At 62.1% G+C, this 13,712-nt stretch carries 10 protein-coding genes and 2 pseudogenes; 9 read left to right on the top strand and 3 right to left on the bottom strand.

The window, feature by feature from the left end:
* Nucleotides 1-78: 78 nt before the first annotated feature.
* The gene (locus BLL36_RS22850) at nt 79-2,277 is read right to left on the bottom strand and encodes an OsmC domain/YcaO domain-containing protein (protein ID WP_076953812.1); all 2,199 of its coding nucleotides are present in this window, start codon (nt 2,275-2,277) and stop codon (nt 79-81) included.
* A gap of 190 nt (nt 2,278-2,467) precedes the next feature.
* Between BLL36_RS22850 and BLL36_RS22845 the strand changes: the two genes are divergently transcribed.
* Together BLL36_RS22845 and BLL36_RS22840 are read left to right on the top strand one after the other, a co-directional pair.
* A complete protein-coding gene (locus BLL36_RS22845) occupies nt 2,468-3,142 on the top strand; it encodes an HAD family hydrolase (protein WP_076953810.1) in 675 nt (224 codons plus the stop codon).
* A gap of 95 nt (nt 3,143-3,237) precedes the next feature.
* On the top strand, nt 3,238-4,803 hold the full coding sequence (locus BLL36_RS22840) for a methyl-accepting chemotaxis protein (RefSeq protein ID WP_076953809.1): 1,566 nt from the start codon (nt 3,238-3,240) through the stop codon (nt 4,801-4,803).
* A gap of 231 nt (nt 4,804-5,034) precedes the next feature.
* Here BLL36_RS22840 and BLL36_RS22835 read toward each other — a convergent pair.
* Nucleotides 5,035-5,307: pseudogene (locus BLL36_RS22835) on the bottom strand (GNAT family N-acetyltransferase); the annotation flags it as partial.
* A 93-nt stretch (nt 5,308-5,400) separates the two neighbouring features.
* Here BLL36_RS22835 and BLL36_RS22830 point away from each other — a divergent pair.
* Together BLL36_RS22830 and BLL36_RS22825 are read left to right on the top strand one after the other, a co-directional pair.
* Nucleotides 5,401-5,985: a cysteine hydrolase family protein gene (locus BLL36_RS22830; protein WP_076953807.1), complete on the top strand. Its 585-nt coding sequence runs from the start codon at nt 5,401-5,403 to the stop codon at nt 5,983-5,985.
* 340 nt (nt 5,986-6,325) lie between these two features.
* Nucleotides 6,326-7,009: an aspartate/glutamate racemase family protein gene (locus BLL36_RS22825; RefSeq protein WP_076953805.1), complete on the top strand. Its 684-nt coding sequence runs from the start codon at nt 6,326-6,328 to the stop codon at nt 7,007-7,009.
* On the opposite strand, the pseudogene BLL36_RS22820 reads toward BLL36_RS22825, so the two are convergent.
* Nucleotides 6,966-7,244 (bottom strand): annotated as a pseudogene (locus tag BLL36_RS22820) (glutathione binding-like protein); the annotation flags it as partial. The gene BLL36_RS22825 and the pseudogene BLL36_RS22820 sit on opposite strands and share 44 nt — an antisense overlap.
* A 249-nt stretch (nt 7,245-7,493) precedes the next feature.
* On the opposite strand from BLL36_RS22820, the gene BLL36_RS22815 reads away from it, so the two are divergent.
* From BLL36_RS22815 to BLL36_RS22795, 5 genes are read left to right on the top strand one after another with little or no spacing between them, the layout of a single operon-like run.
* The gene (locus BLL36_RS22815; RefSeq protein ID WP_076953803.1) at nt 7,494-8,564 is read left to right on the top strand and encodes an AMP-binding protein; all 1,071 of its coding nucleotides are present in this window, start codon (nt 7,494-7,496) and stop codon (nt 8,562-8,564) included.
* Nucleotides 8,548-9,324, top strand: a complete 777-nt coding sequence (locus BLL36_RS22810) for an ABC transporter ATP-binding protein (protein ID WP_076953801.1) — start codon at nt 8,548-8,550, stop codon at nt 9,322-9,324. The genes BLL36_RS22815 and BLL36_RS22810 overlap by 17 nt, the downstream gene beginning before the upstream one ends.
* 2 nt (nt 9,325-9,326) lie before the next feature.
* Entirely contained in the window at nt 9,327-10,208 is an 882-nt protein-coding gene (locus BLL36_RS22805) for a branched-chain amino acid ABC transporter permease (protein ID WP_076953799.1), read from the top strand.
* Between the two features lie 22 nt (nt 10,209-10,230).
* Nucleotides 10,231-11,298, top strand: a complete 1,068-nt coding sequence (locus BLL36_RS22800; RefSeq protein ID WP_076953798.1) for a branched-chain amino acid ABC transporter permease — start codon at nt 10,231-10,233, stop codon at nt 11,296-11,298.
* Nucleotides 11,299-11,326: 28 nt separating this feature from the next.
* Entirely contained in the window at nt 11,327-12,658 is a 1,332-nt protein-coding gene (locus tag BLL36_RS22795; protein ID WP_076953796.1) for an ABC transporter substrate-binding protein, read from the top strand.
* Nucleotides 12,659-13,712: the final 1,054 nt, after the last annotated feature.

Here is a 13,712-nt window from a genome sequence, read left to right as displayed (position 1 = left end):
GCGATGGCATCAACTCGGTACGCCTGATGTACCGAGCTGTCAGCATCGCAGGCAAGCCAGCTCCCACAGCAATTTGCGTCAGGCTGAAGTGATGGTGGCACGTGCCGCGTGCAGCTTCTTGTAGCTCTCGATCAAGCGCTGATGCCGCTCCAGCCCTTCCAGCTTCATGCTGGTCGGCGTCAAGCCATAAAAACGCACGCTGCCGTTGACCGAACCAATCACCGCGTCCATGCGCTCGTTACCAAACATGCGACGGAAATTGGCTTCGTAGTCCGTCAGGTCCAGGTCATCGTCCAGTTCCATCTCCAGCACCGCATTCATCGCCTGGTAGAACAGGCCGCGGTCGGCGGTGTTGTCGTTGTACTGCAAGAACATTTCCACGCACTCCTTGGCCTCTTCGTATTGCTTCAAGGCCAGGAAGATCAGGAGCTTCAACTCCAGGATGGTGAGCTGGCCCCAGACGGTGTTGTCGTCGAACTCGATGCCGATCAAGGTGGTGATGTCGGTGTAGTCGTCCAGCTCGCTTTCGATCAGGCGCTCGACCAGCGCGTGCAACTCGGCGTCATCCAGGCTGTGCAGGTTGAGGATGTCCGCGCGGAAAAACAGCGCCTTGTTGGTGTTGTCCCAGATCAGGTCGTCCACCGGGTAGATTTCCGAGTAGTCCGGCACCAGGATCCGACACGCAGTCGCGCCCAGGTGTTCATACACCGCCATGTAGGACTCTTTACCCATGCCTTCGAGAATGCCGAACAGGGTGGCGGCCTCCTGGGCATTGGAGTCTTCGCCTTCGCCCGAAAAATCCCACTCGACGAACTCATAGTCCGACTGGGCACTGAAGAAGCGCCACGACACCACCCCGCTGGAGTCGATGAAGTGCTCGACGAAGTTGTTCGGCTCGGTCACCGCCTGGCCTTCGAAGGTTGGCTGCGGCAGGTCGTTCAAGCCTTCGAAACTGCGGCCTTGCAACAGTTCGGTAAGGCTGCGCTCCAGCGCCACTTCCAGGCTTGGGTGCGCACCGAAGGAGGCGAATACGCCGCCGGTGCGCGGGTTCATCAAGGTCACGCACATCACCGGGAACTCACCGCCCAGGGACGCGTCCTTTACCAGCACCGGGAAGCCCTGGGCTTCCAGGCCCTGGATCCCGGCGAGAATCCCCGGGTACTTGGCCAGCACTTCGGCCGGCACATCCGGCAAAGCGAACTCACCTTCGATGATTTCACGCTTCACCGCGCGCTCGAAGATCTCCGACAGGCACTGCACCTGGGCTTCAGCCAAGGTGTTGCCCGCGCTCATGCCGTTACTGAGGTAGAGGTTTTCGATCAGGTTGGACGGGAAGTACACCACCTCGCCGTCCGATTGGCGCACGAACGGCAGCGACACGATACCGCGCGCTTCGTTCCCGGAATTGGTGTCGAACAGGTGCGAGCCGCGCAGTTCACCGTCGCGGTTGTAGATCTTCAGGCAGTACGCATCGAGGATTTCGCTGGGCAGTTCGTCATCGGGGCCTGGCTGGAACCAGCGCTCGTCCGGGTAGTGCACGAACGGCGCATTGGCCAATTCCTCACCCCAGAACTGATCGTTATAGAAGAAGTTGCAGTTGAGCCGCTCGATAAACTCGCCCAGCGCGGACGCCAAGGCGCCCTCCTTGGTCGCGCCCTTGCCGTTGGTGAAGCACATCGGTGAATGCGCGTCGCGGATATGCAGCGACCACACGTTGGGCACAATGTTGCGCCACGAGGCGATTTCGATCTTCATGCCCAGGCCGGCCAGGATCGCCGACATGTTGGCAATGGTCTGTTCCAGCGGCAGGTCCTTGCCGGCGATGTAGGTAGGTGTCGCGCCGGCAGCGGCCGGCATCAACAGCGCCTGGGCGTCGGCGTCGAGGTTGTCGACCTCTTCGATCACGAACTCAGGCCCGGCCTGCACCACTTTCTTTACGGTGCAACGGTCGATGGAGCGCAGGATGCCCTGGCGATCCTTGTCGCTGATGTCCGCTGGCAATTCCACCTGGATCTTGAAGATCTGGTTGTAACGGTTTTCCGGGTCGACAATGTTGTTCTGCGACAGGCGGATATTGTCCGTGGGAATGTTGCGCGTGCTGCAGTAAAGCTTGACGAAGTACGCCGCGCACAACGCCGACGACGCCAGGAAGTAATCGAAGGGCCCCGGTGCCGAGCCATCGCCTTTGTAGCGGATCGGCTGGTCGGCAATCACCGTGAAGTCATCGAACTTGGCTTCGAGCCGGAGGTTGTCGAGAAAGTTGACCTTGATTTCCATGGGGGCACACCAGAATAACGGGTAGACAAAATGGCCGCCATTATGAGGGGTTTGCGCGCAAAGTTCAGGCTTTTGCGCTATGCGGGCCGCCGTGCGAAAAATCGAACCCCCAAACTCCAGGGCACTCCAACCCACGTGATGTCACTCAAGCTGATATCCCATCACCCCGTTTTGATTGGAGAACAGCCCCATGCGACCGCAAACTTCATTTATCTTCGACCTGGACGGTACCCTGACCGACAGCGTCTATCAAAACGTCGCCGCCTGGAAAGAAGCGCTGGACGCCGAGCGCATCCCCTTGGCGATGTGGCGCGTTCACCGCAGGATCGGCATGAGCGGCGGGCTGATGTTGAAGTCGCTGTCCCGTGAAACCGGGCTGGACATCAGCGAGCAGCAAGCCCGGCGTCTCGAAGACCTGCATGCCGAGGCCTACGCACGCTTGCAGGGCCAGATCATTGCGCTGCCCGGTGCGCTGCAGTTGCTCGAGACCCTCAACGAGGCCGGCCTCAACTGGTGCATCGCGACCAGCGGCGGTGTCGATACCGCCAAGATCAACCTCAAGGCGCTGCAGCTGGACATCGAGCAGGTCAACATCATTACCCGCGATGACGTGAACTACGGCAAGCCCGACCCGGACCTGTTTCTCGCCGCCGCCGAGCGCATGCGGGTACCGATCGACGAGTGCCTGGTGATCGGCGATGCGGTCTGGGACATGCTCGCCGCGCGTCGTGCAAAAGCCACCGGCATTGGCCTGTTGTCCGGCGGCTATGACATTGGTGAGCTTGAGCGTGCCGGCGCCCTGCGCGTCTACGAAGACCCGCTGGATCTGTTGCAGCATCTGGATGAGATTGCTTCGCGTCCTTGAGCCCTTGCGTCGCGCCCTGAATACCGTCCGACAATCAGTCATCAACTTATCCCAAATGGTGCCGATGACCTTCAGGTAATTCAGGGAGCAGCCGAATGCGCAACAACCAGCCGGTAACACAGCGCGAGATTTCCCTCGCGCCTCAGCAAAAACTCATTTCCGCCACGGATGTGCGGGGCAACATCACTTACTGCAACGACGCCTTTGTCGATATCAGCGGTTTTGAACGTGATGACCTGATCGGAGCGCCGCAGAATATCGTGCGCCATCCCGATGTGCCGCCGGCAGTGTTTGCGCACATGTGGAGTGCGCTCAAGCAAGGCCTGCCGTGGATGGGCATCGTCAAGAACCGTTCGAAAAACGGCGACCACTATTGGGTCAACGCCTACGTCACGCCGATCTACGAAGGCAGCAGCGTGGTGGGCTTCGAGTCAGTGCGGGTCAAGCCCAGCGCCGACGAAGTTCGCCGCGCCCAGGCGCTGTACCGCCGCATCAGCCAGGGCAAGCCGGGCGTGCCGCGCCAGGATGCCTGGCTGCCGGCCGTCATGAGCTGCGTGCCGTATGCGGCAACCGGGCTGGCCGGCAGCCTCGCCGGGCTGTTCCTCAGTGCACCGGTGGCCATTGCCGTGGCCGTCGCGGTGGCGCTGCCGGTGGGTCTGCTCTGCTCGCACTGGCGTCAAGGCGGTACCTTGCGGTTGTTGCAGGGTGTCGAGCCGTCAACGTCGGATGCGTTGATCGCGCAAATGTACAGCGACACCCGCGGGCCCCAGGGACGCTTGGAAACCGCATTTCTCAGCCAGACCTCGCGCCTGAAAACCTGCCTCACCCGCTTGCAGGACAGTGCCGAACAACTCAGCGCCCTGGCCGGGCAGTCCGACAAGCTGGCCACCGCCAGTTCCAAGGGCCTGGACCGCCAGCGCGTCGAAACCGAACAAGTCTCGGCCGCCGTCAACCAGATGGCCGCCACCACCCAGGAAGTCTCCAGCCACGTACAGCGCACCGCCGATGCCACCCAGCAAGCCAACGTGCTGACCAGCCGTGGCCGTGAAGTGGCGCGCGATACCCGCGAAGCCATCGAACGCCTGTCCGCCGTGGTGGGCGAGACCGGCGCCACCGTGGCGCAATTGGCCAAGGACAGCGACGAAATCGGCAGCGTGGTGGATGTGATCAAGGGCATTGCCGACCAGACCAACCTGCTGGCCCTCAATGCCGCGATTGAAGCCGCGCGTGCTGGCGAACAAGGCCGGGGCTTTGCGGTGGTGGCCGACGAGGTGCGCCAACTGGCCCAACGCACCTCGCAATCCACCACGCAGATCCACGCGTTGATCACCCAATTGCAAACGTCGTCCAACAACGCCGTGCACAGCATGCAAAACGGCCAGCGCCAAGCCCAGGAAGGCGTGGCCTGGGTACTGGAAGCCGACCAGGCGCTGGTGGGCATCAGCGAGGCCGTGTCGCACATCACCGACATGACCACCCAGATCGCCGCCGCCACCGAGGAACAGAGCGCCGTGGCCGAAGAGATCAGCCGCAACATCACCACCATCGCTGAACTGGCCGACCAGACGTCGATACAGGCGCATCAGTCCACGGACCTGAGCAAGGAGCTGACCAATACAGCGGCCACTCAATATGCGTTGGTTGAGCGGTTCAATCGCTGACAAGGGCCTTCCGGCCCCGTCCTCATGGCCGACGGGCGCCGGTTTTTCCACGAAGCGCGCTTTTCTGTGGGAGCTGGCTTGCCTGCGATGGCATCAACTCGGTACGCCTGATACACCGCAGCGTCTACATCGCAGGCAAGCCAGCTCCCACATTTGGCCGCGTTCTAACCCGTAAATCGTCCACAGGCAGGCACGGGATGAGACACCCACACAACAGGTGCTCAACTCCAATCAACCGTTTTCACCGGGGTTGATCAACGTTCTCAAAATAGGGTCTTCCCAAACCCCGGCAATTTTCAAATACGCCCGCGCATACCCTTCCCTTTCAAAACCCAGCGACGCCAGAAGACGCTCACTTCGCACATTGCGGGGTAAGTGATTGGCCATGATTCGGTGCAGACCCAGTTGTTCAAAGCAGTAACGGTTGGTGATCTGCAATGTTTTGTTCATCAAGCCCCGGCCTTGGGCAGATTCCGCCAGTGAAACTTGTAGTGAGCGGGCTTGCCCCGCGCTGGGGACGAAGCCGTTCAAAAAATCGCTGTATAGACACACACCATGGCTGATATGTTTCGAGCCTCACACGCAAATGGACGTGCCATGCAACCGCCAGCCACCAACGCAGCACTGCTGATCATCGACATGCAGCAAGGCATGAACCAGCCGAAACTGGGGCGGCGCAACAACCCGGATGCCGAAGTGCAAATGGAGCGTTTGCTCGGTGCATGGAGGCAATCCGGCCGCCCTGTCGTTCATATCCGGCATATATCCCGCGCCCCCGGCTCGGTATTCTGGCCGGGCCAGCCCGGTTGTGAGTTTCAGCCTGCGCTGCAGCCACTCGCGCATGAGCATGTGGTGGAGAAGAACGTTCCGGATGCCTTTGCGGCGAGCGGACTGGAGCGCTGGCTGCACGCGCGCTCGATCCGGCAATTGGTGATCGTCGGTGTGATCACCAACAACTCAGTCGAGGCAACAGCGCGTTCTGGCGGCAACCTGGGTTTTGAGGTGACGGTGGTTGCAGACGCCTGCTACACGTTCGATCAAAGCGATTTATCCGGGCGCCTGTGGCCGGCCGAGGATATGCATGCGTTGTCGTTGAGCAACCTGGCGATGGACTATGCCAGGGTATGCGAGGCTGACAAAATCCTGGTTTACTGTGAACGCAACAGCCATGCACGGGGTTGAAACACACCTTCATTCAAGGGAGCTTGCTCTAGTGACGGCCCGCCAGGCGAAAAGTATTTAGCGGGCTTATTGCGATTTAATTGTGGGAGCGGCGGTGCGACGATTCGACTTGCTCGCGAAAGCGGTGTGTCAGTCATGCATGTATCGACTGATACCCCGCTTTCGCGAGCAAGCCCGCTCCCACATTTGGCCTGCGTTTCACCCGTCCGGGAGCAGGCCCTTTCACTGCAGGGCATGGGCTGACCTGAATTCGTCCAGCCAGAGCGCATGCGGCAGATGAACTTGATCAAAGCGAGGTACAGGGGCATCTTAACGCGACTTCAAGCACTGGAACCCACCCATGCGAATCGCCTGCCTGCATACCGCAACCAGCAATATCGGCGTGTTTGATACGGCCGCGAAGGCGCTGGGAATCGACCCCGAAGTGATACTCCATGAAGTGCGTGCAGACCTGCTGGCTGCGGCGGAACACGCCGGCCATCTCACCGACGAAATTGCCGAATCAACCGCATCGGCGCTGCTTGCCCTTGCCCGGCGCGCCGATGTGGTAGTACTCACCTGTTCTACCTTGGGCCCTTCGATTGAAAGCATCCCGGCAGGCGCCCAGGTGCCTATTTTGAGAACGGATGAAGCCTTGGCAACCCAGGCGATTCGTTCCGGCAACAAGATCGTCGTGCTCTGCGCCGTCGAAACCACGCTTGAGACTACATCGCGGCTTTTCCACAAGGCCGCAAGGCAATCGAACGCAGTGATCGATGTGCAGTTGGTTGCAGGCGCATGGAGCCTGTTCAAGGCAAGTGACATCGACGCTTACCTGACAACCATCGCCAGAGCCGCCGATCAGGCCTATGAGGCTGGCGCATCAGTGGTCGCGCTGGCCCAGGCGTCCATGAGCGCAGCGGCCGGACTTGTCATGTCCGGCCCGCCGCCTCTCTCCAGCGCCACAGCCGGTCTCACGGCGGCCATGCAAGCCATCGCCGTTAACGCGGCTGCGCCACCATCTCGCGCCACGCCTGAACGCTAGGCCGCTCGTTCACCCTGGCAAGCCAGGCCTGCAAAGCCTCGCATTCGGCCGGTACCGGCAGTTCCACCAGCGCGGCGAAGATCATGCCGCCCAGCACGGCGATGTCCGCCATGGAAAACTCATTGCCCGCGACGTAGGGCCGGGACTTGAGCACGGCGTCGAAGTAGCGCATGCCTCGCACCGCCTTGTCGCGCATGCGCAGGCCCCATTCGGCGTTTTGATAGAGCTCGACCTCGGCGCAGCCGCAAGCGCGCCGATCTGCGGCTGTTCGACGAACTGGTCCAGAGCTATCGGGACGCGGGGCTGATTCCGGCGTGAACCCCGTTGACCATGGTGTTGGCGCAACAACAGTGCCTGGACAGCTTGTGCTGAATCAACACATGCCCCCTCCCCGCATGAGAACCGTATGCCTTTGAAATAAAAGCTTTTATCCGCCTGGCATGGCGCGTGCAAACACCTTCGCATCACTTCGAAGGATGCACCCATGCCCCAGACACTGCCCCAGGCGCTGTTGCACCAGGCTCACACCCGAGGGTCGGCGATTGCCCTGCGCTACAAACGCCTGGGCATCTGGCACGAACGTAACTGGAGCGAACTGGCGCATGATGTCGGCCGCCTCGCCGCAGGCCTGTCTACCCTTGGCTTCGAGCGCGACGCCAACCTGCTGATCATCAGCCAGGCCCGTCCCGAAGCCCTGTTATTGACCTTGGCCGCGCAGTGGCTGGGCGGCAGCGTCACCTTGCTGGATCCCGACGACGACAACCGTGGGCTGCTGGAAAACCTCAAACCCGGCTTCGTACTGGCAGAAAACCTGGAAGCGCTGCAACAGCTCCGTGAACGCGGTGTGACGCTGTACCTCGACGGACGCGGCCTGAAACACGCGCCACAGGCCGATTTGATCGCCTATGCCGATTTAAGCGCTGACGCCGTTGCGCCGGCCTGCGCCACTGAATCCAGCGCGCCCGCCTTTGTGTTCCACGCCCAAACCACTCTGCAATTGACCCATGCGCAATTGCTCGCGGGCGCACGCACGCTGGTGGCGCAAGCCCATGTGAGGGGCGACGACGAAGCCCTGGCGGCGCGGGTATTCGCCGCCAGCGGGCAGGCGCGCTACCTGCTCGCGCCCTGGCTGCACGCTGGCTTTCGCCTGAATTTTCCAGAGGCCCTGGCCACCCGCGATACCGACCGCCGGGAACTGGGCCCGACCCTGGTGCTGGGCACGCGGGAATCCTATGCGCGCCTGGCGCAATCGGTGCAGGAACGCCTGCCGCTGCCGGGCACGTTCAGCCACGGGGTGTACCGCTGGGGCATGCAGCCGACGCCGTCACCGCTACGGCGTTGGCTTGGCCACTGGCTGGTACGCCGGCCCTTGCTGGATGTGCTGGGCATGAGCCGCCTGCGCGTGCCCTTGCTGGTCGGGCCAGCGCTGAGTCCGCAGAGCGCAGCCTTCTTTGGCGCGCTGGGCATTCATCCCGGCAACTGGCAGGAACCCTCCACGCGCCAGGCCTCCACCGACCACTTACTGTCCCGAGCCCTCCATGCACGCACCCTCTGATTCAGTATTACTGCGGCTCGATGACATCTCCCTGTCGTTCAAAGGGATCAAGGCCATCAACGCCATCAGCTTCGAGGTAAAAACGGGCGACATCTGCGGGCTGATCGGCCCCAACGGCGCGGGTAAAAGCTCATTGCTCAACGTGATCAACGGGGTCTATCACCCGCAGAGCGGCAGCATCCGCTACGCCGGCCAGACCCGCCGGCGCATGCGCACGCACCAGGCAGCCGAAGGCGGCATCGCACGGACCTTCCAGAACATCGCGCTGTTCAAGGGCATGAGCGTGCTCGACAACGTGCTTACGGGGCGCAACCTCAAGCGCCGCAGCAGTTGGATCGAGCAAATGCTGCGCCTGGGCCGTGCGCCGCGCGAGGACGATGCGCACCGCCTGCACGCAGAACAAGTGATCGCGTTTTTGCAGATCCATCCCTGGCGCCATGTACTGGTGGGCACCCTGCCCTACGGTCTGCAAAAGCGCGTCGAACTGGCCCGTGCCCTGGCATCCGAACCCAACCTGTTGCTGCTCGATGAACCCATGGCCGGCATGAACGCCCAGGAGAAGGCGCAGATGAGCCAGTTCATCCGCGACATCAACCGTGAATTGGGGACCACCGTGGTGCTGATCGAACACGATATCGGCGTGGTCATGGGCCTGTGCGACCACGTGGTGGTGCTCGACTACGGGCGCAAGATTGGCGACGGCACCCCGGAGCAAGTGCGCGCCAACCCCGATGTGATCGCGGCCTACCTGGGGACCTGAACATGCAATTTTTTTTCGAAGTGCTGATCGGCGGCTTGCTGGCCGGGGTGATGTATTCCCTGGTGGCGATTGGTTTTGTACTGATCTACAAGGCGTCCGGCGTCTTCAACTTTGCCCAGGGCGCCATGGTGCTGTTCGCCGCGCTGACCTTTGTCAGCCTGCTCGAGCGCGGCGTGCCTTTTGCGCTGGCCTTCGTGCTGACCCTGGCGAGCATGGTGGTGCTGGCCTTGCTGATCGAAAAAGTGGTGCTGCGACCGCTGGTCAATCGTCCGCCGATCATCCTGTTCATGGCCACCTTGGGGCTTTCCTATCTGATCGAGGGGTTCGCCCAATTTCTGTGGGGCGCCCAGGTGCACGGCCTGGACCTGGGCATCGCCGATGAGCCGCTGGAAATTCGCGGCATGCTGCTGTCGCAGTTCGACCTGTTTGCCGCCGGCACCGCTGCGGCGCTGGTGATCGTGCTGTCGCTGCTGTTCAACAAGACGCGGGTGGGCCTGTCGTTGCGCGCGGTGGCCGATGACCCGCTGGCGTCCATGGCGATAGGCATTCGCCTGCCGCGCGTCTGGGCGCTGGTGTGGGCCGTGGCAGGCGTTGTCGGGCTGGTGGCCGGGTTGCTCTGGGGCGCGCGGCTGGGGGTGCAGTTTTCGCTGTCGCTGATCGTGCTCAAGGCGCTGCCGGTATTGATCATCGGCGGGTTCTCCTCGATTGGCGGCGCGATTGTCGGTGGCTTGATCATCGGCGCGGCGGAAAAAATCGCCGAGATCTACCTCGGCCCGATCATCGGCAGCGGTATTGAAAACTGGGTGCCCTACGTCCTCGCCTTGCTGTTTTTGCTGGTGCGCCCGGCCGGGTTGTTCGGCGAGCGCGCCATCGAACGGGTCTGATCGTTTTTAAGGAAATGCCTGCATGCTGTATCAAGAAACCGGTCAATTCAGTACCGCCTACGCGGCCGAGCGCCGCACCTTTCGCTTGCGCCAGGACCGCGTCGCCCTGTGGCTGCTGCTGGGCTTTGCCTTTTTTGCAGTGCCCTGGCTGGGCAACGACTATTGGTTCAGCGCGATCCTGGTGCCGCTGCTGGTGCTGTCCCTGGCGGGCCTGGGGCTCAACCTGCTGACCGGGTATGCCGGGCAACTCTCGCTGGGCTCGGCAGCGTTCATGGCCGTGGGCGCATTTGCCGCCTACAACCTGCAACTGCGCGTGCCCGGCCTGCCACTACTGGTGAGTTTTGCCCTGGGCGGCGTGATCGCCGCGCTGGTGGCGGTGCTGTTTGGTCTGCCCAGCCTGCGCATCAAGGGCTTTTACCTGCTGGTGTCGACACTGGCCGCGCAGTTCGTGGTGGAGTGGGTACTCACGCGTTTCAGCTGGTTTACCAACGACAACGCCTCCGGGGTGATCACCTCGCCACCGCTGCTGATCGCCGGGCTCGATTGCAGCTCGCCGCGCGGTCGTTACCTGCTGACCCTGGCGGTGGTGGCGGCGCTGTTCTGGCTCGGCAAAAACCTGGTGCGCAGCGAACTGGGGCGCAACTGGATGGCGGTGCGCGACATGGATACAGCCGCCGCCGTCATCGGCATTCGCCTGTTGAAGGCCAAGCTCCTGGCGTTTGCCATCAGCGGCTTCTACCTCGGTGTCGCCGGGTCGCTGTGGGCGTTTGCCTACCTCGGCACCGTGGAGCCCCACGGTTTTGACCTGAGTCGATCATTCCAGGTGTTGTTCATCATCATTATCGGCGGGCTTGGCAGTGTACTCGGCAACTTCCTGGGCGCTGCGTTCATCGTGCTGTTCCCGATACTGCTGGGCAATCTTTTCGGGCTGTTGCCCACCGGGCTGATGGATGCCGGTCAGTTGGAAAACATCCAGAAGATGCTGTTCGGCGCGCTGATCATCGCCTTTCTGATCAAGGAGCCGGAAGGCCTGGCTCGCCTGTGGCAGCGCTTTCGTCAACGGGCCAGGGTCTGGCCGCTGCGTTACTGAACTCACTAACCACCAAGGAAACGCCTTCATGACACACCGCTTATCGCTGCGCCGCCTGGCACTGGGCCTGGCCTTGATCACCGCCGGGCTCACGGCCGGCGCCCAGGCCGCCAACGAACAGTACTTTCCCCTGCAAAGCTACCGGGCCGGGCCCTATGCCGCCGGCGGCACGGGGTTCTTCGGGGGGTTTATCGACTACCTGCAATACGTCAACTCACAGGGTGGCGTAAACGGCGTCAAGCTGACCTGGAGCGAATGCGAGACCGAGTACGTAGTGGAAAAAGGCGTCGAGTGCTACGAACGCCTCAAAGGCGGACTCAACGGCGCGCCGGCCGCGGCCACCAACCCGCTGTCGGTGGGCATCGCCTACGCCACGCTGGAGCGCTCGACCGCGGACAAGCTGCCGCTGATCACGATCAACCATGGCCGCACCGACTCCACCGATGGCAGCGTTTTCCCTTATGTGTTCCCGCTGCAGCTCAACCCGTACTCGGAAGTGTCGGCGATCATCAACTACATCGGCCAACGCGAAGGCGGTGCGGAAAAACTCAAGGGTAAGAAAATTGCCGTGCTCTACCACGGTTCTCCGTACGGCAAGGAAACCAACGGCGTGCTGGAAACCCTGGCGAAAAATGCCGGTTTCGAACTGACCCTGCTTGAAGTACCCCACCCCGGCAATGAGCAACAATCACAGTGGCTGAATATCCGTCGGCTCAAGCCGGACTGGGTGATCCTGCGCGGCTGGGGCGTGATGAACCCGGTGGCGCTCAAATCCGCGCAAAAGGTCGGCTACCCGGCGGATCACATCATCGGCAATATCTGGAGCAACTCCGAGGAAGACGTGGTACCGGCCGGTGCGGCGGCCAAGGGCTTTATCTCGATCACGACCCACCCTTCGGGCACCGATTTCCCGGTACTGCAGGGCATCAAGCACAGCGTGGTCGACGCCGGCAAGGGCAACCTCGCCGATCCCAAACGCTTTGGCACCGTGTATTACAACCTGGGCGTGGTCAACGGCATCCTGAACGTCGAAGCCCTGCGCCTGGCGCAGGAAAAATACGGCCACAACCCCTTGAGCGGTGAACAAGTGCGCTGGGGCTTCGAACACCTGAACCTCGACGATGCGCGCTTGCAGGCGCTGGGCGCCAAAGGCCTGGTGCAACCGCTGAAACTGTCCTGCGCCGACCACGAAGGCGGCGGCGCCGTGCGCTTCCAGCAATGGGACGGCCAGCGCTGGAACCTGATCAGCGACTGGGTGCAGGCTGATCGTCGGTTATTGCGGCCGATCATTGAAGCGTCTGCGGCGCAGTATGCAAAAGAGAAAGGCATCACGCCGCGTGATTGCAGCAAGGCGCAGTAAGTAGCGCCGGACTGCGAAGGCGGCGGCACTGCTGATATTTTCTTCGCCTGACCCACCGCTATCGCTGCCTCGCTAAAGCTCGAGAGCTCCCACAGGGGATCGGCTGTGGCAGGTGGAATTTGCTGTGTGGCGGCTGGCGCAATTTGAGCCGCACCGCAGCTCAACTGTGGGAGCTGTCGAGCCCCGGCGAGGCTGCGAAGGCGGTGGCACTGCCAACTTATTCAGTGCCTGACACTCCGCTTTCGCAGCCTCGCTAAAGCTCGACAGCTCCGGCTGCATGGGTTGGATTTGCGGTGTGGCGGCTGGCGCAATTAGAGCCGCGCTGGGGATCAAATGTGGGAGCTGTCGAGCCCCGGCGAGGCTGCGAAGGCGGTGGCACTGCCAACTTATTCAGTGCCTGACACTCCGCTTTCGCAGCCTCGCTAAAGCTCGACAGCTCCCACAAGGGATCGGCTGCATGGGTTGGATTTGCGGTGTGGCGGCTGGCGCAATTTGAGCAGCGTTGGGGATCAAATGTGGGAGCTGTCGAGCCCCGGCGAGGCTGCGAAGGCGGTGGCACTGCCAACTTATTCAGCGCCTGGCCCTCCGCTTTCGCAGCCTCGCTAAAGCTCGACAGCTCCCACAGGGGATCGGCTGTGGCAGGTGGAATTTGCTGTGTGGCGGCTGGCGCAATTCGAGCCGCGCTGTGGATCAATGTGGGAGCTGTCGAGCCCCGGCGAGGCTGCGAAGGCGGCGGTACTGCCAACTTATTCAGCGCCTGACACTCCGCTTTCGCAGCCTCGCTAAAGCTCGACAGCTCCCACAGGGGATCGGCTGTGGCAGGTGGGATTTGCGGTGTGGCGGCTGGCGCAATTCGAGCCGCGCGGGGGATCAAATGTGGGAGCTGTCGAGCCCCGGCGAGGATGCAAAGGCGGCGGCACTGCCGACTTATTCAGTGCCTGACACTCCGCTTTCGCAGCCTCGCTAAAGCTCGACAGCTCCCACAGGGGATCGGCTGCATGGATTGGATTTGCGGTGTGGCGGCTGGCGCAATTCGAGCCGCGCTGGGGATCAA

This window comes from Pseudomonas cedrina subsp. cedrina (assembly GCF_001983175.1).
In the GTDB taxonomy this organism is placed as follows: domain Bacteria; phylum Pseudomonadota; class Gammaproteobacteria; order Pseudomonadales; family Pseudomonadaceae; genus Aquipseudomonas; species Aquipseudomonas cedrina.
The sequence above is the reverse complement of the archived record's forward strand: the minus strand, read 5'-3'. Positions and strand labels throughout refer to the sequence as shown.

Bases quoted from the DNA above. Each gene is read 5' to 3' on its own strand.
- BLL36_RS22840 (WP_076953809.1), top strand. From the start codon at position 3,238: ATGCGCAACAACCAGCCGGTAACACAGCGCGAGATTTCCCTCGCGCCT.
- BLL36_RS22810 (WP_076953801.1), top strand. From the start codon at position 8,548: ATGCACGCACCCTCTGATTCAGTATTACTGCGGCTCGATGACATCTCC.
- BLL36_RS22825 (WP_076953805.1), top strand. From the start codon at position 6,326: ATGCGAATCGCCTGCCTGCATACCGCAACCAGCAATATCGGCGTGTTT.
- BLL36_RS22850 (WP_076953812.1), bottom strand. From the start codon at position 2,277: ATGGAAATCAAGGTCAACTTTCTCGACAACCTCCGGCTCGAAGCCAAG.
- BLL36_RS22805 (WP_076953799.1), top strand. From the start codon at position 9,327: ATGCAATTTTTTTTCGAAGTGCTGATCGGCGGCTTGCTGGCCGGGGTG.
- BLL36_RS22795 (WP_076953796.1), top strand. From the start codon at position 11,327: ATGACACACCGCTTATCGCTGCGCCGCCTGGCACTGGGCCTGGCCTTG.
- BLL36_RS22800 (WP_076953798.1), top strand. From the start codon at position 10,231: ATGCTGTATCAAGAAACCGGTCAATTCAGTACCGCCTACGCGGCCGAG.
- BLL36_RS22830 (WP_076953807.1), top strand. From the start codon at position 5,401: ATGCAACCGCCAGCCACCAACGCAGCACTGCTGATCATCGACATGCAG.
- BLL36_RS22815 (WP_076953803.1), top strand. From the start codon at position 7,494: ATGCCCCAGACACTGCCCCAGGCGCTGTTGCACCAGGCTCACACCCGA.
- BLL36_RS22845 (WP_076953810.1), top strand. From the start codon at position 2,468: ATGCGACCGCAAACTTCATTTATCTTCGACCTGGACGGTACCCTGACC.